Source organism: uncultured Gimesia sp., assembly GCF_963972345.1.
GTDB lineage: Bacteria > Planctomycetota > Planctomycetia > Planctomycetales > Planctomycetaceae > Gimesia.
In genome coordinates, this window is sequence record NZ_CAXAVM010000063.1 from 14117 (window position 1) to 35177 (window position 21061).

A 21061-nucleotide genomic window follows, 5' to 3' on the forward strand; every position below is an offset into this window, starting at 1 on the left:
CTTAGTGAGCGCCAGCACATTCCGTGTGATTGATAAGTTCATCCAGTACACTGGAGTCCGGTAATTCCAGGTACACATTTTCCTGCGCATCCAGTTTAACCTTAAATACTTTGACTTCATATTCCGATTCACCACTCAGGCAGGAACCATTTTCCAGCGAGAATGATTTCTTGTGCAAGGGGCAGGCGACTTTGGGGATACCGGCAGAATCACCGATAATTCCCCGCGAGAGCACCATGGCCTTTTTATGAGGACACATCTGCTGGCAGGCATACCATTCGCCGCGACTGGCGAAGTTGAAGACCGCAATTTGTGAATTGCCATATTTCACGGTGGAACCGGATTCAGCAGGAAAATCGCTGACGGTTCCCACTTTGACCCATTCCCGCGGTTCGGTGTTCTGTTCCGGCTTTTTCTCCGGTAGTTTGATGTCGTCAAACGCGACAAAATCGGGAGCCCAGTCAACCGGACGCGTCTGCCCGCGCTGGGGGATCAGTTCGATCGAAGGTTCATGCTCATCCGTGTTGACGAACTGTTCGAACAGCCGTCGTTTCACCGGATTGGTAACGACTTCTTTCCATTCGCAATGGTAGGAATCTACGAGAGACTGCATCATGCGTTCCAGCTCATCACAGATCCCCAGCCTGTCTTCGATCACCACTTCGCGCAGATAGTCGATGCCGCCTTCCAGCTTTTCCAGCCAGGTGGCCGTGCGTGTCAATTTGTCTGCAGTCTGAATGTAATACATCAGGAAACGGTCCAGGTACCTGATGCAGGTCTCTTCATCCAGGTCCGAAGCAAACAGGTCCGCGTGCCTGGGCTTGGCGCCGCCGTTTCCGCAGATATACAGGTTATAGCCATGCTCGGTTGCGATCAGTCCGAAGTCTTTACTCTGGGCTTCAGCACATTCGCGCACACAACCTGAAACGCCCCCTTTCAGTTTATGCGGTGCACGGATTCCGCGGTAGCGTTCTTCCAGGCGAATCGCAAAACCGACCGAATCCCCGATGCCATAACGGCACCAGGTGGTCCCCACACAACTCTTGACTGTTCGTAATGCTTTACCGTACGCGTGCCCGCTTTCAAAACCGGCGTCGATCAGTTTCTCCCAGATTTCAGGCAGCTGATGGACTTCCGCGCCGAATAAATCCACGCGCTGACCGCCTGTGATTTTCGTATAGAGTCCGTATTCTTTTCCGACTTCGCCCAGCACGATCAGCTTTTCCGGCGTGATTTCCCCCCCCGGGACGCGTGGCACGATGGAATACAGGCCCCCCCGCTGCATGTTCGCCAGAAAACGGTCATTCGTATCCTGCAGGTCGGAGTGATCGATAATATGATCATTCCACAAGCTGGCCAGAATCGAAGCGACCGCCGGTTTGCAGACTTCGCACCCGTTACCGTTTCCACAATCTTCAATGACCGCTGAAAACGTTTTGAGCTTTTTGACTTTGATGATGTCGAATAACTCGGTTCGTGAATAATCGAAATGTTCGCACAGTCGATTGCTGACGGTGATCCCCGCTGCTTTCATTTCCGCTTTGAAGACATCCGTCACCAGAGGCAGACAGCCTCCGCAGCCCCCGCCGGCTTTCGTGCATGCCTTGATTTCATCGACCGAGCATAAGTTCTGTTCTTTGATTGCAGTACAGATTTGTCCCTTGGAAACGTTGTTACAGGAACAGATCTGGGCATCGTCGGCCATGTCTTCGGCACTGCCACCCGGTATGCCACCCCCTGCTCCAACGATTAGTTCGTGTGGCTGGCAGGGAAGTGAATCGCTGGACTTCGCCAGCAGGGACAGGCTGCCATAATCAGAGGCATCACCAATCAGGATGCCTCCCAGCAGGTTTGTGCCTGCTTTATTGAAAACGAGTTTTTTGTAAACGCCTTTAAAGGGATCTTCAAATGTCAGGCTTTTGGAAATGTCCGGTCCCGCTTCATAATCGCCGAAGCTGGCCACATCCACGCCCATCAACTTTAGTTTGGTAGAGAGGTCACTGCCTCGAAACTCCGCTTCACCGTGACATACATGGGTTGCTGCGACTTCTGCCATCTGGTAACCGGGGGCAACCAGGCCGTAGACCATCCCGGAATGCAAGGCGACTTCGCCGACCGCGTAGATGTCGGGATCTGAAGTCTGCAGATTGTCATTCACCAGAATCCCCCCCCGTTCGCCGACTTCCAGGTCGCATTCTCGTGCCAGTTCATCGCGGGGGCGAATCCCGGCAGAGACGATAATCATGTCGAGTTCCAGCTCTGCGCCATCCTGGAAACGGATGCCTGTCACGCTGGATTCCCCCAGGACAGAATCGGTTGCTTTATTCAGATGAACCTGCACACCGAGTTCTTCGATTTTCTGCACCAGAACTTTCGAGCCGGCGTCATCAATCTGGCGCGGCATCAGGCGGGGTGCAAATTCGAGAACGTGTGTTTCGAGTCCCAGATCAAGGGCGGCCTTGGCTGCTTCCAGACCCAGTAACCCTCCGCCGATCACGGCTGCTCTTTTTGAATTGCGGGCGTAATCAATGATCTGTTCCAGGTCATTGATGGTGCGATAGACAAACACGCCCCGGTTTTTGATCCCCGGCACATCCGGGACAAAAGGGTATGAACCGGTGGCGATGATCACTTTCTCGTAAGGGATTTCGATCCCTTTCTGAGAGCGGATGATTTTATTCTGGCGGTCGATGCTGATTGCACGGTCGGCCAGATGCAGATCGATGTTGTTCTCCGCGTACCATTCTCGTCGTGCCAGCATCAGCTTTTCGGCATCGTTGTGGGCAAAGAACTGGGTCAATCCCACGCGGTCGTAAGCGGCCCGCGGTTCTTCACAGAAGGTGACAATCTTGAATTCCTGCGCCTGGTCTTTTTCCACAAGCTGTTCGCAGAACCGCAGGCCGACCATGCCGTTCCCGATCACCACCACATTTTTCTGTTGTTCAGAATTTCGCTGAATCACTTGATAGTACCTTATTAAATCAGAGGAGCGCGTAATTTGATGTCGTTCGCCGTCTTTCGATTACTGTCCCATCGAAGTCGCCAGTTCTTTTTCACCAGACTTGACTGTGATTGCAGAATCGTGTGCCAGGCGGGCTTCTTCTTCTGTTTCTTCAGTGAACCGCACCAGGAAAGTCAGGAAGGCACAGCCGGTGACAATCGCACCGAGAATGAATAACGCAGTGGGCCAGTTGATGGCTTGTGTTTTGAACAGGAAGCCGGCCGAGACAGCCCCTGCGTTTCCGCCGGCCCCGACGATTCCGGAAACGGCGCCCAGTGCTTTTTTATTGATGAATGGAACCACCGAGTAAGTTGCTCCTTCGGACATCTGCACAAACAGGCTGAATACAATCAGTGAAGGCAAGGCCATCGCCAGCACACTCATCTGTGAAAAGACCATCAAGGCAATTCCTTCGCAGAACACAGCAATAAACAGCCATTTGACCCGACCACTCAGACCCCACTTCTGGCCAAAGCGGTCACCAAAAGCCCCCCCCAGGGTCCGGGCGAAAATATTCATCAGTCCGAACATCCCCGCGAACAGTCCCGCCATTTTGATGGCTTCGGCGGTGTCCATTTTTTTGAAGTAGTCGAAATAGTCCAGGAAGTAGAGAGCCGCAATATTGTTGATGGTCAGCTCAATGCCGAAGCAGGCACCATAAATCACAAACAGTGCCCAGACACGATGGTCTTTGCAGGCATTCCAGAACATCCCCTTCTGCATTTTCTTTGCCGGCATTTTGCCCGCTTCCCGCAGATCCTTGAAGTTTCCTTCGGGCGCGTCCTGCGTCATGAAGAAATAGGCGATTCCAGTCAAAGCGCATACAAGCCCTGCGACAAACATGGAAGCCCGCCAGCCCATGGATTCACTGAATCCGAGTACGCCGATAAACATCGTGAAAATCAAAGGCATCAGCATCTGGGTCACACCGCCGCCCAGGTTTCCCCAGCCGGCCGAGGTCGCATTGGCTGTTCCCACACAGTTCGGTGCGAACATGATTGACGTGTGATATTGAGTAATTACGAAGGAAGCACCGATCGCTCCAATCGCAATTCGGAAAAGCAGAAATGTGGTATAATCATGGGCGAAGCCGATGCCCATCACAGGGATCGAACCGAGCAGCAGCAGCCATGTATAGGAGAGCCGTGGACCAATCTGATCGCAGAGCCAGCCGATAAACAGCCGGGCGATCACAGTAATGGATACAGAGCCGATAATGCACCAGCCGACCTGTTCCTGGGTCAGATGCATTTCCTCCCGCACAACTTTCATCAGCGGGGCGATACCAAACCAGGCGAAGAAACACAGGAAAAAAGCAAACCAGGACATGTGAAACGCCCGCATCTGAGGCGTTGTGAAATTAAACAGATTGATTCTGGTTGCTTTGTGTTGGATTTCCATTTCTGAGTGCTTTCTGCTGTTGTCTGAGATCGATATGCGGCGTGAACTTAAGAGATAGCAATTTCACTGTCAGACAATCGGTAAGCGCACAATCAGCCGGGGACTGAGAGAGAGGGGAGACCGGAGTCAACAAGTCTGGAGGGATGAATCGCAGGGACGCGAATCATCGGACAGCGCGAACGAGCGAGATCGTTCTCAGGTTCGCAGCCGATCCAGAAATATTGCTATCGTGATAAGTTGCTCTTTTGTTTCAAATGATCTGTTTGAATTCACAGTCAGCGCAACCGCGATTCAAAGGAGAGCAAAACATGGGCTGAGAGCGCACATGATTTTGCAGTGACATTTGCACTAAAGGCAAAGAGTATGCCAGAAATTAAGACAACTATCTTAAGAAAGGGGCAGCTTTAATTGTTTTGGAGAATTGTTCTGCTATTCATGAAGGAAAAGAGGTTTCAGTCGCTCAAAAAATATTAATAAAGCCTCATGCATCGCTAATAAATACGCACCGTTCCCTCCGGGTTGCATAGAAAACGGGCATAAAAATTGTGCAGGCAGAGGGTTCCTTATTGCAGCAGACTTTTCTGCAGAACATCTTTTGCCTGGTCAAAGTAGGGCTGCCATTCGATTTCCGGCTTTCCATATTTCAGGCAGTCACGTACTTTCTGGAGCGTGTTTTTCGCCATATGCGGACAGCGATTACAGGCACAGGTCTCTCCCGAGGAAGCCATGATGCCGGGGACGGGGATGTAAGTGTGCTGCGGAGCCGACTTCTGCAGAGGATGGATCATGTTCGCTTCGGTCGCGATCAGGAAAATACCGGGCTCTTTGACAGACATGACGTACTGGCGTAATTTTTCGGTACCGCCAATGATGTCAGAAACTTCGAGAATCGGATGCGGACATTCAGGATGAGCCAGTACCAGTGAACCGGGATTGTTCTTTTTAGCACGCAGCATATCCTGGATACTGAATATTTCATGAACCATACACGAGCCGGGCCATAGAATCATTTCCCGTCCGGTCACTTCCTGCAGGTAACGGCCCAGGTGCTGATCGGGCACAAACAGGATTTCTTTATCTGCGGGAACCCGGTCGATGATTTCGCGGGCATTGCCGCTGGTGACGATCCAGTCGCACAGGCTTTTGACCCGGGCACTGGTATTGATATAGGCGACGGTTTCGAAATCACGTCCTTCAGCCCGTAATTGTTTTTGAAACTGGTCCAGATCTCCATATTGACAACTGTCCGCCAGAGAACAGCCGGCAGTCAGGTCCGGCAGCAGTACGGTTTTCTCGGGGCTGAGGATTTTTGTGGATTCCGCCATGAAATGGACGCCGCAAAAGACAATCGTCGAAGTCTTGACATTGACGGCATCGCGGGCCAGTTTCAGACTGTCGCCCGTGAAATCAGCGATTTCCTGAATCTCACCATCAATATAAAAGTGAGCCAAGAGTGTCGCGTCCTTCTCTTTTTTGAGTGATTCAATTTCGTTCATCAGATCAAGGGGATCTTCATAGACTTCATCACGGTGATCAATTGTGGGCAACGACATTGGCTTTCACCTTATTGTATATCTGTGCATAATCCGTTTCTGTGACAGACACGGACTACCAGTCTAAAGTTCAATAACTTCAATCAGTTAAATCTGGATGAGTTGAAACTCTTCGAGTACAACTACAGTACTATTGTTAATGGAAATTCATCCTCGTCAAGCGGTTGATATTCTATATAATTACCCAAAGGTTTAGAACTCTATGACAGATCAATCATTACGAATCCTGGTTTTTGGCGCCCATCCGGACGATTGCGATATCAAAGCGGGCGGATCGGCGGCCCTGTACCAGCAGTCCGGGCATACCGTCAAATTCGTGAGTGTGACGAACGGCGAGTCCGGTCATCAACGACTTTCGGGGACGGAATTAGCGGAAATCCGCCGCGCAGAAGCGGCGGCTGCAGGGAAATCTCTGGAGATCGAATATGAGGTGCTGACTAACCGGGATGGATATCTGCAGCCGACGATTGAGGCCCGGTTTGAAATCATCCGGCTGATTCGAAGCTTTCAGCCCGACCTGATCCTCACTCATCGCCCCAACGATTATCATCCTGATCATCGTTACACATCACAGCTCGTCTGCGATGCCGCCTACATGGTCACAGTCCCACCCATCGTGCCCGATGTTCCCGCGCTGCGGAAAAACCCGGTCATTGCCTATCTCTCCGATCATTTTACCCGCCCCTACCCCTTTTCACCGACGGTTGTGGTGGATGTGGAACCGGTCTGGGATCGCATGATTGCTGCTTTGGACTGTCACCAGTCCCAGTTTTATGACTGGCTGCCTTACAATCACTTTTATGAAGAGGAAGTTCCCGCAGATCCCGGGCAACGCAAAATCTTTTTAAGTCGCAAAATGAAAGAGCGCATCGGCCCGCTGGCAGATCGGTATCGCGAGTTGGTCATTCAAACCTATGGAGAAAAACGGGGACGGGAAATTCAGCTGATCGAAGCCTTTGAACCATGCGAATACGGTTCCCCGTTAACAGATGAGAATCGCAAAATCCTGTTCCCTTTCCTGCCCTGATGTCGAGCGAAACTACAGTATGAGAAAAATAGATTTCCTGCGAATACCCGTTCTATTGCTGATGGCTGCCATCTGTCTGCAGATGAATATGAACTCCGCGGTTGCAGAAGAGACGGCAGCCGAACGGGGCTATCGCCTGTTAACCACGCGGGCCTATTTACCCCCCGACTTCGATCAGGGTGTCTTTGACGACCTCTGGAAGGTCTGGCCCGACGATTGGAAACAGAAAGCCGAACAGGCTTCACCGGAAGAACGCCGCGAACTGATCTTCTCTTATTATGGAATCATGCAGCGACCTGAATCGGAGGAGTCGCCCCTGGGGTATGTCGTCACTCCCGAACAGAAGTGGGTGATGAACTGTTTCAACTGCCATGGCGGCAAAGTCGCAGGCACCGTCATCCCCGGAGCCCCCAACAGCCATGTGGCCCTGCACACGCTCACCGAAGATGTAAGTAAAGTCAAACTGCAACAGTTGAAAAAACTGAGCCACATGGACCTCGCCGCCCTCGGAATTCCGCTGGGCACGACTCACGGTACCACGAATTCCGTCATCTTTGGCGTTGTGCTCGATTCACTGCGTGACCCGGAGATGAATTTTGATCGCAGTCGTCCGGTTCCTGAACTGCTGCATCACGATATGGATCCGCCTGCATGGTGGAACGTCAAACGGAAATCAAGAATTTATGTCGATGCCTTTGTGACGAAAAATCACCGTATGCTGATGCAGTTTATCCTGGTTCCTCGAAATAACGCACGTCAAGTCAAAGAATGGGAAGCGGATTTTGCAGATATCCTCGCCTATATTGAATCACTGGAAGCCCCTCGTTATCCCTGGAGCATAAATGAGCAACTGGCCGGGCAGGGGCAGACGATTTTCAATGAGCATTGTGCCCGCTGCCATGGAACTTATGGCAGCGACAGCGATTATCCGCTGAAGACTGTCGCAATCTCAGAACTGAAAACCGATCCTGTGCGTTTGAATTCGTTACCAGCGGCGTATCGCGCTGCATTAAACCAGAGCTGGCTGTCCCGGTATGGCAAAGACCCGGTGGTGGAATCACCCGGCGGGTATGTGGCGCCTCCCCTGAATGGAGTCTGGGCTTCTGCCCCCTACTTTCATAACGGTTCCGTGCCCACATTGTGGCACGTTCTGAATCCACAGAACCGCCCCGAGATCTGGAAACGGACAGAAAACGGTTACGATCAGTCACACATTGGACTGGAAGTGCAGACGTATTCAAAAATGCCGGAAGGCCTGTCCCGTATGCAAAAACGGCTCTACTTCGATACGAGTCAGTTCGGTAAATCGGCAGCCGGTCACGATTACCCGGATGAGCTCTCTATAGAACAGAAGAAAGCCGTTCTGGAATATCTTAAAACGCTTTGAGGAAATGCAGCATCCCCGCTTCAATATCCGGGTCCATGCCAAACAGATACAGCATTGCCAGGAAGTTAAGAAACAGAAATGCCAGGCCGGGATAATATCCACCCGCAGCGGTCGTGCGTTGCATGGTGATCGGGGCACCCGACGGTGGTTGCTCATTGGAAAGATAACCGGGCGTCCATTCGCCGCCATTGGGTTTGATATACTTCACGCGAGTCTTCCACAGGTAGAGACAAACGACTGTTAAAAACAGAACAGCCGCGAACGTAATCATGGGATGTACGGCTTGCGTTTCATCACCCAGCTTCGCGGCATTTTCGGGGAACTGGCTCATCATTTTAGCCACCGTGACGACAAACGCGTTGTTCAGAAAATGTACCAGTACCGGTGCCCAGAAACTCTTGGTCACGACATACACAAAGTGCATGAATATCCCCAGCGGGATGACGGCGATGGCATGTGCCGGATGCATGTGGACCAGCCCGAACATGACTGAAGTAATCAGAATGCCGGGAATCAGGCCCCAGCGGGCCAGCAGGCCGCGGCCAATCGCCCCCCGGAAAACCAGCTCTTCCCCAATGGCGGGGCAGACGGCAATCACCAGGATCAAGGCCCACAACGAACTGTTTTCTGCCATCTCTTTGACCATTTCCATGGTCTGCATCTGGTCAAACTGCTGGAGCCAGGGGATCTGTTCCGCAAACGCAGACCAGATCCCGTAGGCGATTCGATAGAATTCGCCTGAGAGCAGAGACAGTGGCAATACACAGACGAACAACAGAAGGCCGGTCGATACGGCAAAGGGCTGCAGGTTCAGTTTGGAGAGCACTCCTTTACCGAAACGCAAGGCGACTGCAGCCATCACGATTAATACAAAGATGGCCTGCTCAACACCCGCCAGTTCAAGTGCATGGGTTTTCGATAACTCAGACAGCTGTTTTGTGATTTTCGCTGCACTGTCAGGAACCTGATCTGTTGACATCAGGAAGATAACGAAGCCGACTAAAAATACAATCAGTCCCACAAAATGAGCGAAGATGACGCCGATCATCCAGCAGAACGCTTCGAATAACCCGGGGCCCGGCGGATGTACCGCTGCCCTTTGTCGAGGAGTGTCTTCTGCGCTGGCAGTCTGCATCGCTTCATTCAGCAGGTCATCAAGCGAAGATTTCGCATCTGCTCTGAATGGGTCAATTTCAGACATTTCCGTCGGTGAGCTCTCAGTTTCATCCAGCGGATCGAATACAGGCTCTGAAGGCTCGGATGACGGGTTTTCGGAGGCAGCCATATAGAATATCAGTTTCCGGAAAATGTTCGATGAGCATCCCTCACTTTACTGACAGGAATGCTTTTTAAGTGTATCAATTGCAGGAGTTTATGTGTTCCACATGAAATTCGTGCGTGGAGAATGCTCTCCCTTCAGTCTATGTCTTAATAGTCGTTCTGCCCGAGCTGGAATTTCATTTTTTTCGAGGAAACCACGAATATTTCAGGAATAATCCGGTTCGCAGTGCGAATCAGGCAGAGACGCAGTAGCCGTCGAGGAAAACTCATGATTTCAATTCATTCATAAACGGGTATGATAGCAGCAGGGCACTGTGATGAAAGAGTCCTTTTTTACTGATTTTCCCCGTTTTGCTGGACAAGATTCTGAAATGTTACCAGATTCCGATTCGAAAACAGAAGACCAGCACAATCAGTTGCAATACTGTGCGAACTGTAATGCGACCTTCTTTCAGCAGCAAGACGCTACGCACTGTCCTGACTGCGGCGCGCTGGTCGATGGGCTTTCTGTGGCCCACCTTCAGGAAACCATCGTGGTGGCAGATCACGGCGTACCAGCATCCGCCATTGCCATCGACGAGTGTGAAGATTTGATTATTGGTCAGGATCTGCACGTCTATCGCTGTCAGTCACTGATCGGTCGGGGCGGAATGGGCATGGTTTACCTGGCAACGCACCGCGATCTGGGGCGGCAGTGTGCCTTGAAAATTCTTCTGCCACGCCTGGCAGCACGTGACCCAGAGTACGTCCAGCGATTTTTACATGAGGGCCGCGCAGTGGCGACGCTCAATCATCCGAACATCGTCACAGCCCATGCGATTGGTGAAGAACGCGGTTACCGGTTTCTGGAAATGGAACTGATTGCAGGCCGGACTTTAAGTCATGTGGTCCGGGAAGACGGACCTTTGATGCCTCTGCATGCCACCTCGCTGATTGCACAGGTTGCTTCCGGACTGGGGACGGCGCATGTGAAGGGAATTATTCACCAGGATCTCAAGCTGGAAAATATTCTACTTACTGCAACAGGGGTTCCCAAGATCGCCGACTTTGGTCTGGCAAAACGGATTAATGCCGATGAAAAACGGCCTGCATCGCAGAATCTGGCGGGCACACCCAATTACATGGCTCCCGAATTATTTCAGGGCGAATCCGCATCGGCAACATCAGACGTTTACTCTCTCGGGGTCTGTTTTTTTGTCTTGTTGACGGGGCAATTACCCCATCGCGGAACCAGTTTTCAATCCCTGATCCAGGAAGTCACGACGAAACCTGCGCCCAGCGTACGGGATCTTTGCCCCGACATTCCACTGGAAATTGCAGAGTGTGTTTCGCTGATGCTTGATAAGAGCCCTGCCAATCGCTTTCAGAATGGGTATATGGCCGCCTTGTTCCTGAATGCTGTGCTCGGGCAGGTACAGAATATCGAAGGGATGCTTCACGAAGCATTTGCTGATAACAGCCTGGTTTCCTGGAAACGCAACGGTCAACAATACATTCTGGAGGTTCGGCAGCCCAATCAGCGAAAGCAGACGGTCTTCATCGAACCGAGCGAACATCAGATGCACGAACGCCTGTTGTTGATATACAGTATCTGCTGTGATGCGCAACCAGAGTACTATGAAGAAGCACTCAGGCTGAATGCGGAAATTTCGCATGGCGGGATTTCCATTCGCGAAGTGAATGGTGAAACAAAATTTGTCATGGTGGATACCTTTCCCCGTTCGTCAGTGGATGCTGAAGACATTCGCAAGAGTGTCATCGCAGTTGCCCAGCACGCGGACGATGTGGAAAAGAAGCTGACCGACTTCGATCTCCATTAATTCCGCATTCTGCTCCCCGTCCCCAGTTCCGTTTATGGCGATTGTAGCGGTCATTCCTGATAGCGTTGCCGGGCGGCGAGAGGAATCGTTTGCAGGTGGTGGATGCGGACTTTAGACTGTGTCCAGTTTTACTGTAGCGTCTCCAGGACCATTTGGACCGAGCATAATAGATCGGGAGACGTGATGGTTAAATGTGATGCGCTCTAGTGCACCTTTCAATAACATTCCCGCCAGTAAAACCAGTATGAACCTGCACAGCCTGCTGGAATCATCTTCGATTCCGGTGAGAACTTAAAGCAAGTGCTTGACCAGCCATTCCAGTCACTGATATAGTCAATTATACGGTGTCCCGTTTTACTTTAGCGTCTCCAATGCCATCTGGGCCAAGTATAATAATTTGGGAGACGCGATGGTTAAATGTGACGCTTTCTAAATATCAAAATTTCATTTCCGGCTTTCCCCACTGAATTGATAACCCGGCCCGTGTTTGATGTGTACATTCGACACTTGTTGGGGGGGTTGAAGACAGGACTTATGGTTTTCAGCCTGTTTCACGAAAGTCCCTATGGGAATTTCCCGGGATGAGACGATATACTTTTAATGCGTAAGTGGTCTGCTGGAGCGCCTCAGATTTAATCAGAGCGTCTCTCGATCTGTCACACTCAGTGTAAATAGCATGCGAGAGGCCGCAGTAAAACTGAATTTAGTCTGGAACCACTTCCTGTTCTGCTTGAAGAAAAACTTCGGGGTATTTCATGGGGTTATCAATCAAATATTTGTTCGCAACCGTTATTGTCTGCAGCTGCCTGTTTGTCAGTTCCTGGGAAAATCAGGCATTCGCTCAGAAAAACACGTTAAATCGTGGGTTCTCGATCAGGCCGGATGTCGTTGCTACCGGTGAGGAACTGGCATCTCAGAAGTCATTGTGGGTTCTGGAAGCGGTCTTCAAACCCATGCGCATGGTGCGGATGGAACTCACGGATCCGCAAACCGGTAAAAAAGAGAAGACCCTGGTCTGGTATCTGGTTTATAAATGCGTGCTGCGGCCGATTGAACGACCGAATTCGACCAGTGAATTTACTCCCGAAAATCCGGAAGTCGCACCGCCGGGGCCACCTTTATTTGTGCCTGAAATCACATTGATTACCAATGATAACGGTCAACAGAAGATTTATCCCAACCAGATTCTTCCCGAAGCGGAACAGATCATCAATCAGCGGGAACGGCAGCAGTTCAAAAATGCCGTCGAGATTATCGGAGAACTGCCTCCTGAAACTCCAGCCGATGCCAAACAAGAAAATGCCATTTATGGGGTCTGTATCTGGACCGGCATTGATCCTGGAACCGATTACTTCACTGTTCTGTTTTCCGGGCTCTCGAATGGTTATAAAAATGTCGAAGGCCCTGATGGCAAAATGCAGACTTGGCGAAAAACTCTGATTCAGCAGTACTGGCGTCCCGGTGATGAATTTGGACAGCAGGAACATGAATTCCGCCCCAAAGGCAAACCCTACTGGGTTTACCTGCCCGATGATCCTGATGATGCGGCTAAGATGATAAAAGACCTGAACATGGAAGCGAAACCAGCTTCCTGAGCCCGTATTCAGGCTGTTCTTTGCGAAAAAGAGTGGGAAGTTGTCCAGAAACGGCATTATCTCTTGCAAGTTCAGGTCGGATTCGCCAATATACGGCCTCAATTAACAGTATTTTCTTAAAATGCTCCTGAACAGGGGCAACTTTTGCTACCTGAGGAATGAAGTAATGGCACATAAGAAAGGTCAGGGTTCCAGCCGTAACGGTCGTGATTCACAGGCACAACGACGTGGAATCAAGAAATTCGGCGGCGAAAGCGTGCTGGCTGGAAACATCATTGCCCGTCAATGCGGAACAAAGTGGCACCCCGGGAAAAATGTGGGCATGGGCCGCGACTACACCATCTTTTCGCTGGTGGAAGGAAAGGTTTACTTCGATAACGAAGGTCGACGCATTAACGTTGAGCCTGAATTGAACTAATACTTTTCCCATGAAGACACAAACTAAAAGGCTTCCTGAATCGATCGTTCAGGAAGCCTTTTTTATTTATCGGCTGGTATTGCCCGTAGTGAGGGTCACCGAGATTTTTGTGGGAGTCTGCTCTTTGCCACGCAGAACCGTCACCACGACAGTGTCACCCGGCTTTTTGCTTTCAATGTAATCCAGGAAGTCCGATGCCGATTTCACGGGCCTGGAGTCAACGGCGACAATCAGGTCGGCGGCACCACGGTCAATGCGTTCAATCGTGATCAATCCCCTTCTCTGCCGGATGATCTTAGGTCCGCGAATTCCGGCAGTTTCGGCGGGACCACCGGGTGTCAGTTTTGCGACCAGCAGACCCTGTTCGGTTTCATACACGCGTTGAATTCCGATTTCAGGATGAATCATGTGACCATGGGCCACGAGTTGCGGGACCACTCGCGAAACCAGGTTTGACGGAATCGCGAACCCGACCCCCGAACTTTGACCTGTACTGCTGGCAATGGCCGTATTGATGCCGATTAACTGGCCATGTGAATTGATCAACGGACCTCCGGAGTTACCCGGGTTGACAGCAGCGTCGATCTGAATAATCGACTTGATGGTACGGTTACCCCGCAGTTTCAACGAGCGATTCAGGCTGGAAATGATTCCGCAGGTCATGGTACGTTCCAGGCCGAACGGGTTACCGATGGCAAACACACGCTGTCCAACCTTCAACTTACTGGAATCAGCCATCTCCACCGGTTTGAGTACGCCAGGTTCCTCTTCAATTTTGATGACGGCGATATCATTGATCACATCGGCGCCGACAAATTTGGCAGTATACGATTTCCCGTTAAACAGCGTTACATTTACCTGTTGTGCGTCTTCGATCACATGGTAATTGGTCAGGATGTGCCCCGATTGATCGATGATTGCTCCCGAGCCGGCCCCTTCCGTATCATATTCCAGCAGGAAAAAACCGTCCGTCTTCGTACTCTTTGTGGTGATATGCACCACGCTTTTGTTTAATTTTTCATAAACACTGACGTTAATTTCTTCTTCCGGTGAAAGACCGCGCTGATTAAAGAGAATGGTTTCTGGAACAACTTGTGTCTTATTGGCTGCGGATTCAGGCGGCTTTGCAGACAGAGGTGTCGGCGGTAAGATTTGAGGTCCTGAGAGGCGCGGAGGTGCCTGTGCTTCAGATTGAGAGATCAGTTCAGCTCCGGGGGAGACAAATGAAGCGACGACCAGACCACCGAGTATCGCTGAGACAAAACAACCAAATACATATTTCATGTGACACCTCGCACAACACGAAATTCTAACAAACTGGGTAAAACAAGAAGCCAGGGGGTTGGCGGAAACTGTTGTTAAACTTGGATTTTGAAAGAATTTGTTGAATTTAGAATGGAATCTCGACTGATCTGCATCATAATTTCCGACCAGAATGTCAGTGAAGTTCTGATGCTGGTAAAATAGAGTATCAGCCGGAAAAATGCGAATTCATTATCACAATTCTCCTGCCAGCGTAAATAGGAATTCAATCAGACATTTGCAGTGGAAGCAAATCTGTTTGAAGTCGCACCAGCGAAAACGCTGATGTTTAAATAGCGTTCCCGTTTCAGCATGACGAAAGGATCGAGATGCGTCGGATTGCCCTGTTAACTGCTGGTGGCGACACAACGGCTTTAAACGCCACTATCTTTGGTGCTGTCGAACGAGCCAATGAACTGCGAGTGCAGGTGGTCGGCATTATTAAAGGATTTGGTGGCTTACTTGATCCCAATGTGCCTCATATTCGCTTGAATCCGCTCTACTCAACACTACCGGAGCTCGATCCCCGCTGTGGGGGAACGATCCTTGGTTCGTCCCGTACTTATATTGATGAGTCGCACGCCGGCGAGTTGCAAATGGTGAAAAAACGCCTGGATCAGCTCGGAATTGAGGGCCTCATCTGCATCGGCGGGGATGGCACCCTGAACGGGATGCAGCCGATCTCTCAGTTTATGCCTTGTGTCCTGGCTCCCAAAACCATCGATAATGATCTGGGGCTGAATTATCCTGATGAACCCAATGAGTGGATTCGCGAAGTGAATCCGGAGACCCAGAAAGTGAAGTTTCGCAAGATGCCTGGGAAACAGGATCTGGAACTGGAAGATATCGTCAACTTTGCGACTCCCGGCTATGCCACCGCCGTTTATGTGTGCGTGCAGGGTGTGCAGCGTATTCGATCGACGGCAGAGAGCCATCGCAGAATTGCCATCATTGAGGTCATGGGGCGTGAATCAGGTTACCTCGCTCTCGGAGCAGCGTACGGGCAACCTGATATTATCCTGATTCCCGAAATTCCTCTCGATTATGAACGCTTTGAACGTCGTGTACGCGACCTTTATGAAACTCAGAAAAATGTGGTCATTGTCATCGGCGAAGGATTGCGTGATCAGGATGGGAAGCGGCTGGGGGATATCTCAAAAAGCGTCGATCCGGCAGGCAATATCATTTTCAGTGGTGCTGCGGAAGTGCTGGAGAATATGTTGATCGAATCGCTGGGGGATCACTATTTTGTATCACGCAAAAGACACGAACTCGCCAGGCAGGCCACCTTTACGCGAAAAATCGGGCATACACAGCGGGGCGGGCGCCCTATCCGCTTTGACCGCCATTATGCAACGCAACTGGGAGGCAAAGCCGTTGATTTACTCGTGCAGCGACAGAATAACTATGTCGCCATTCTGCAGTGGAGTGAACAGCGTGGCTTTTATGTCAGTTCGATCAACGGGAATTCACTCAGAGATGCCTGGCGTGGCATTCACCCGCGAACACTGCATCCTGCCTTTTACGATGAACACCGCTATCAACCTTCAAAACTGGGGATCAACTATCTTTCCCGGATATTCGTCAACGCGATTGGATCGGATGACCTGGAACTGCTGCGCGAAGATCTGTTTGATACCGGGCATCTGAAAACCCGGTATCAAAGTATCAATGTCAGCGTTCACAAACATATTCGCTATTTGAATTCCGATGTGGAATCGGAAAACTCCGAGCAGTTTTAAGGTTCCTGTTGAGGGAGCTCAAATGCTGTCGGCTGAATTTCCGGAATTGATACCGCTTGAGGGGCAGCGGAACTATCAGGGACCGTCTCGTTTGAAATCGTATAGGTTGCCTGGACCGTGCTCTGTTTCAATGTTCCCGCATTGGCAGCCATTGACATGCGCAGTTCTTTCTTGGTGGAAAGGTAGTTTGAGGCAACGGTATCGGAGTGGATCATGATATCATCCACGACGTACTGCCCCTGCTGTTTTTTGAACAGCACAGTCGCACCCCGCTGGGCACTTCCCAGCTGAATTCGGGAGTAGCCTGCATTTTCATTGATCTCCAGGCTGGCCAGATCAGACATGAGCAGTTCCGGGATATTGAAAGACGTTTGCGGAACCTGGTCCACCTGTCGCCAGACCAGTTCGTTGAAGTCGCGTGAAGAGTGTCGTTGCAGGTTTCGAATATTCTGCTCGTGCATCGAGAAGGCATAGTTCTGAACCTGTACCATCATTTCCAGGGTCGCTTTCACCGAGGAAGGCCGTCCTTTCAAATCCAGTTCAATATCGTCGACCAGGATTTGCCCGAGATGCTCTCGCAGGATATATGTCACAGGCAGATTACCCTGTCGGGCAGATACTTTTGTGATGGCACCGTTGAATTGGATGTCCAGAATTTCAAATCCTGGTTCAGTAATTTCATCCAGGGGTAACTGAGCAACCAGTTGCGGTTCGACTTGCTTCCAGACCCGGTTTGAGAAGTCGGGAGTCGAACTGAAGTCCAGAATCTTCATGTCTCGCTTTGACAGTGCATCACTGAAGACCATGGTGATTGCCCGGGTCGAGAACAGCGAAGTCAGGGTAATCTGCTGGTTTCCCTGATCCTGGAAAAGTGTTACTTCTTCGATCAGATATTTTTCTGGAACATCAATCTCATCTGATTCAAGTTTGACCAGAGACAGATTCACCATTTTTCCATCATTATGAGTTACAAAATTTGCCAGATTGTTCTCGATGCGTAATTCGTAGTCTGCGGCTGCAGCATGTGACTGTGGCAATGCCGCCAGCTTCAGATCTCCAAAATCGAGGCTGCCGTTGAAGAATTGACTAGCTGAGTATTTTTCGAGTTCCGCCTTGTCATTTTTGTTGTAGGCATCGAGAAAGTTGCTGACGGCTAACAGCATTTTGGCCTGTTTCTTGGCAGAACTGATATGGTTTCCGTCCACTTTTGATTCCACAGCGACATCGGTGGCCTTCCATTTTCCATCTTGCAGTTTCATGGAAATGACCATTTCACCGGAACGGCGGGGGAGTCTGATAATGGCAATGTTCTTGTCCAGTTGTGCATCAGGACGTCGTTTTTTCGAACTCTTTGATTCGCCGGCTACTTTTTGAGACAGCTTCGCCAGAAACGCGGGATGCAGCTGTTGCAGGGTTTCTTTAAAATCGCCATCTGTGGTGCCGAGAATGTCATCGCGGTTACCCTTTTCCCAGGCAGAAACGAATTCGCGGACTGTCAGCAGCAGATCCATCTGCTCGGTCACAGATTTCATGACCGTCAAATTCTGCTGCTTCTGTTTAATATAGATGTCATCGACAACCCATTCACCGGTTTTGGTCACTCGCTTGAGTTCATACAGCAGCTTCTTCTTGTTTTTACCAACTTCAGCTACGACTTTTTTGTGATTCTCGGAGATGTCGGTGATTTCGACAATGGTGGTTTCGCCGGTCGGAATCTTGAGGATTTTCAAGTCATCCAGGGATGTTTCGTCCCGCAAAGCCACTTTTGAAAATTTCATTGTCGAGTGATGTTTCAACGACTTGAGGTCTCCACTTTCGATCGCTTTTGAGAACTGTTCTATCGCAGTCACTTCCACTAATGAAGCGCAACCAGTGGTCAATGTCAGCAGAAACAGACAGCTTACCAGAGAGAAACCGTTTTTTAACATCATGATTAGTCCAGGTAGGTATTGGGTTTTGAGAGGAGTGAGACTGGTTGTTGCAATTCCGGAGATGCAAAGCGGAATGATACAGAATGCTTTAAGCTCAGGAATTGTAAGTAACAACTGCTTCTGGTTTGAGAGCCCGGAAGCCAGCTGTGAGAGAGGATGCGTTTTTTGACATGATTCGGGTTTTAAGTCAAGACGTTTCCTGGAAAAACTGGCGTCTTTTGCCTTGCTTTTTCTAAAATAATTGCCCTTGGCCCAGATCAGGAAATCCATATAATCTGGCTTCTTACCTTTTAAATCATTTCTTCACAGCCTGTTGACTTTCAATCGATTGCTCAATTCGAGCGGGCCCCGATTCTCGGACTTCCATCACGCGGAAAAGTAGGTTTCTGTGAAACGATCTTTATTTTCAGTTTGGGCTATCTTATGGATGGCACTTCCGTTTCCGGTATCAGCAGAAGCCGAGGAAGATATCACGGTCCCCGTCAGAATCCGCATTGAATGGGGAGAGGCAGTTCCCCGTCACTGGGGAGCCCAGTTTGATTTGACCGGTTGTGAGCTGTTCTCGGTGAATTCCCTTGGAGTTGATGCAGACGAAGCCGCAGTTTTAAAGAAAACGGGTCAGTCGGTTCGTTATCAGCCACGTTCGCGACGTGTCTTTAACAGTGTTGAGTTCCTAATCCGTGGCGGCACTGATGCTGCAATCCAGGTAATGCTGCAGGATCGAGATGATCCACAGATCACCTTGAAAAAGCTGTTTTCAGTGAAGGATATCCTGACGCAGAAAGAAATCCTCCCCATCAGTCAGACTGCAGCCCAGCTGATTGTGCAGCAGGCACCCGGTGATTCCTTCGTCTTACGGGCCAGGCATCCACACCTTGTTTTTGAACCAGGTCAGGAAATCACATTTCAGGCGTTTCCTCACTTTCTCTTCAGTAACACAGACGCTCCCGCTCAGGAGTTGAACTGGACGATTCAAAGAGCCCGCACAGGCGAGGCTGTTACGGCGGGGACTGTTCAGCTGCCAGCCCTGGATCGCATCGAATTACTGAAACAAGGTGTCAGTCTGTCAGTAAAGTCGCCAGCGAAAGGTGAGTATAACCTGATGGTGGCCATGGGAAGTCATCAGGCTGTAGCCCAGTTTGCGGTGGTTTCGCAAGAACAATCTCCGTCCCCTGTAAAGTCATCTATTCCTGATGCGGGAATCCTGGTAGATGAATTTTCTCCGAGCAGTGCTCTCGATCATCGGGATCTGGTTAAACGTCGTCCCGGCGGCCGATTCAGGGGTTCCTTGAAATCATTCTTTAAATCCAATTCTACCCTGGAAGAGTCTGGCCAGCAGTCTCCCCCCTGGTCAGCCTGTCACTTGAGGGTGAAGAATCTGCATCGTCCCCACAAATTACTGGTCACATATCCGCGCCGTGAGGGTACCCGTTTGGGTTTCAGCATCCTGGAACCGGATGCCGCCGGGCAACTCGTACCCGTTGGCATTGATTCGGGAGTCTATCAGCCTGATTCTGGTGTCGCTGCGACAGACCAGTCGGACGAATTGCAGGCGGAAATCCTCTTCTGGCCAAAAGTTGATAATCCTATTGTATTATTTCACAGTCTGGGTTCTGAGAATCCAGCTGAAGTGACGCGCGTTGAAGTATTTGAGCTTCCAGAACACCTGCCTTCGGGAAATGAGTCTGCAGGCGAAGTCAGTTTTGGGAAAGAAAAGAATCGGCTGACCGGGCCCTATCTGCAGAAACCATTGCTGCCGGAAATATTTGGGGCAACACAGGTGTTAGACAGTAAAAGTAACCGCAGCCTGGACGACTGGCAGACGTTTCGGGAAGCGGGTGAGCGCTTGAGTTACTATTTAAAATACCATCGATTCAACAGTGTCCTCATGGCTGTCTCAGCTGACGGAAGTGCCATTTATCCTTCTGAGTTTCTGGCACCGACGCCGCGATACGATTCCGGGGTCTATCATTCATCCGGTCAGGATATCGTACGTAAGGATGTTTTAGAGCTGCTGTTTCAGATATTCAACCGGGAGAAATTAACCCTGCTGCCGGAACTGCAGTTCTCTTCGATGCTGACTTCACTGGAACAGCTGCTGCAGGATGATTCCGGAAAGGCCGCCGGGATTGAACTGGTGAATTCCTCCGGGCAGACGTGGCGTGAAGCAAAAGGCACATCCCGAGGCCAGGCTCCCTTTTATAACCCCCTGGATCCAAGAGTGCAGGCTGAGATTGTCAATATATTCCGTGAGCTGGTCGTGCGCTACAAAGGGCATCCATCCTTTCAGGGTGTCGCGGTACAATTGAGCCTGAATGGTTATCTGCAGCTCCCTGGTCTGGACTGGGGTTATGATGATCAGACGATTCAGCAGTTCCAGAAAGAGACCGGCATCAAGGTTCCCTTCGATTCGGAAACAGACAAATACCAGAAACGTTTTCACTTTCTGACAACAACCGCTTTACCACAGTGGACACAATGGCGCTGTCAGAAAATCCGGGAGCTGCATCAACTGTTAGCCGACGTGCTTCAGGCAGAATCGCCGGATGCTCAGATCGTTTTCTCGGCCCGGGAATTACTGCCGTCCCGCAGTCGCGAAGGGG

General features: G+C 50.5%; 14 protein-coding genes. 7 read left to right on the forward strand and 7 right to left on the reverse strand.

Going from position 1 to position 21061, the window contains the following annotated elements:
- Position 1: 1 nt before the first annotated feature.
- The 3 genes from nirB to nadA all read right to left on the reverse strand — a co-directional run bounded on the left by nirB (position 2) and on the right by nadA (position 5955).
- The gene (nirB, locus tag AACZ40_RS12695) at positions 2–2962 is read right to left on the reverse strand and encodes a nitrite reductase large subunit NirB (protein ID WP_291169489.1); all 2961 of its coding nucleotides are present in this window, start codon (positions 2960–2962) and stop codon (positions 2–4) included.
- A gap of 60 nt (positions 2963–3022) precedes the next feature.
- Entirely contained in the window at positions 3023–4402 is a 1380-nt protein-coding gene (locus tag AACZ40_RS12700; RefSeq protein ID WP_291169487.1) for an MFS transporter, read from the reverse strand.
- A 563-nt stretch (positions 4403–4965) separates the two neighbouring features.
- The gene (nadA, locus tag AACZ40_RS12705; RefSeq protein WP_291169484.1) at positions 4966–5955 is read right to left on the reverse strand and encodes a quinolinate synthase NadA; all 990 of its coding nucleotides are present in this window, start codon (positions 5953–5955) and stop codon (positions 4966–4968) included.
- Positions 5956–6157: 202 nt separating this feature from the next.
- On the opposite strand from nadA, the gene AACZ40_RS12710 reads away from it, so the two are divergent.
- Positions 6158–6982: a PIG-L family deacetylase gene (locus AACZ40_RS12710; RefSeq protein WP_291169482.1), complete on the forward strand. Its 825-nt coding sequence runs from the start codon at positions 6158–6160 to the stop codon at positions 6980–6982.
- 19 nt (positions 6983–7001) lie between these two features.
- Positions 7002–8369 carry a cytochrome c gene (locus AACZ40_RS12715; RefSeq protein WP_291169479.1) on the forward strand — a complete coding sequence of 456 codons (1368 nt, stop codon included), beginning with the start codon at positions 7002–7004 and terminating at the stop codon, positions 8367–8369.
- Here AACZ40_RS12715 and AACZ40_RS12720 read toward each other — a convergent pair.
- Positions 8356–9654 carry a CPBP family intramembrane glutamic endopeptidase gene (locus AACZ40_RS12720; protein WP_339674583.1) on the reverse strand — a complete coding sequence of 433 codons (1299 nt, stop codon included), beginning with the start codon at positions 9652–9654 and terminating at the stop codon, positions 8356–8358. The two genes, AACZ40_RS12715 and AACZ40_RS12720, sit on opposite strands and share 14 nt — an antisense overlap.
- Before the next feature lie 143 nt (positions 9655–9797).
- On the reverse strand, positions 9798–9920 hold the full coding sequence (locus AACZ40_RS12725; RefSeq protein WP_291169475.1) for a hypothetical protein: 123 nt from the start codon (positions 9918–9920) through the stop codon (positions 9798–9800).
- 101 nt (positions 9921–10021) lie between these two features.
- On the opposite strand from AACZ40_RS12725, the gene AACZ40_RS12730 reads away from it, so the two are divergent.
- The 3 genes from AACZ40_RS12730 to rpmA all read left to right on the forward strand — a co-directional run bounded on the left by AACZ40_RS12730 (position 10022) and on the right by rpmA (position 13483).
- A complete protein-coding gene (locus tag AACZ40_RS12730) occupies positions 10022–11470 on the forward strand; it encodes a serine/threonine-protein kinase (RefSeq protein WP_291169473.1) in 1449 nt (482 codons plus the stop codon).
- A 755-nt stretch (positions 11471–12225) separates the two neighbouring features.
- Positions 12226–13065 (forward strand): hypothetical protein, encoded by an 840-nt coding sequence (locus tag AACZ40_RS12735; RefSeq protein WP_291169471.1) that lies wholly within the window; start codon positions 12226–12228, stop codon positions 13063–13065.
- A gap of 166 nt (positions 13066–13231) precedes the next feature.
- Positions 13232–13483, forward strand: coding sequence for a 50S ribosomal protein L27 (gene rpmA / locus AACZ40_RS12740; RefSeq protein WP_291169468.1), 252 nt, complete (start codon positions 13232–13234; stop codon positions 13481–13483).
- Between the two features lie 66 nt (positions 13484–13549).
- On the opposite strand, the gene AACZ40_RS12745 is transcribed toward rpmA, so the two are convergent.
- A complete protein-coding gene (locus AACZ40_RS12745; protein WP_291169465.1) occupies positions 13550–14767 on the reverse strand; it encodes a trypsin-like peptidase domain-containing protein in 1218 nt (405 codons plus the stop codon).
- A gap of 347 nt (positions 14768–15114) precedes the next feature.
- Between AACZ40_RS12745 and AACZ40_RS12750 the strand changes: the two genes are divergently transcribed.
- On the forward strand, positions 15115–16527 hold the full coding sequence (locus tag AACZ40_RS12750; RefSeq protein ID WP_339674585.1) for a 6-phosphofructokinase: 1413 nt from the start codon (positions 15115–15117) through the stop codon (positions 16525–16527).
- Here the strand turns inward: AACZ40_RS12750 and AACZ40_RS12755 are convergent.
- The gene (locus AACZ40_RS12755) at positions 16524–18458 is read right to left on the reverse strand and encodes a hypothetical protein (RefSeq protein WP_291169460.1); all 1935 of its coding nucleotides are present in this window, start codon (positions 18456–18458) and stop codon (positions 16524–16526) included. The genes AACZ40_RS12750 and AACZ40_RS12755 overlap by 4 nt on opposite strands.
- Before the next feature lie 427 nt (positions 18459–18885).
- On the opposite strand from AACZ40_RS12755, the gene AACZ40_RS12760 reads away from it, so the two are divergent.
- A partial coding sequence (locus AACZ40_RS12760; protein ID WP_339674588.1) for a family 10 glycosylhydrolase occupies positions 18886–21061 on the forward strand: 2176 nt, incomplete at its 3' end.